General features: G+C 52.6%; 1 protein-coding gene and 1 pseudogene. Both read left to right on the forward strand.

Features of this window, described 5'->3' with window-relative positions:
- Positions 1–278, forward strand: a 278-nt coding sequence (locus R8N49_RS27985; RefSeq protein WP_318190553.1) for a CbbQ/NirQ/NorQ C-terminal domain-containing protein, incomplete at its 5' end; no start/stop codon positions are given.
- A 10-nt stretch (positions 279–288) separates the two neighbouring features.
- A pseudogene (locus R8N49_RS27990) lies at positions 289–643 on the forward strand (hypothetical protein); the annotation flags it as partial.

Consider the following 643-nt stretch of genomic DNA (forward strand, 5'->3'; position numbering starts at 1 on the left):
CTCCGAAACTTCCGGAAAATGTGCGGAAGGGAATGGTTCGGATTGCTAATCAGGTCCGCAAACTGTTTCTTGGCGAAAACGGTGAAGATGGTCAGATCAGCGTCACCATGTCCACTCGGACGTTGGTGCGTTGGGCGAAACTGTCTCTAGCGTTCCGTGGTGCCCCAAATGCTCTTGAATACGCCTTGGATCAAGCTCTGCTTATCCGTGCGGCCAAAGAGGAGCGTGAAGCCATCCTGCGTGTTGCGAAGGATGTGTTCGGGGACCAATGGCGCTAAGGGGTGACGCATGAAGAAAAATGACTGTTTGTGCCGTCGTTACACTGCTAAAGAGTGGGGCAATGACGAAACCACAATAGAAGTCTTCATTGGCTACAAGTTGCTCCGGGAGCCCAGCTCCTCGGAGCCAGGCCAATTCACGATGGTCGAGCTACGCCGAACCGTCACTGATGGGAAAGCTGAAAATTGGTCTGAGACAAAGCTCGAAGGACCTTTTGAAGCTAACGGCCCAGACACGATCCCAATGTCCTACAAGGACAAAGAAAGCCAGTATGTGTCACAGTTTCTCAGCCAGGGGTACACCTTTCTGGATGAGGTGCTGGTAAACGCAGAGACACAGACGGTGCTGGAAGGGGGGAATGTTT

The sequence above is a fragment of the Vibrio sp. 1978 genome (assembly GCF_033344345.1).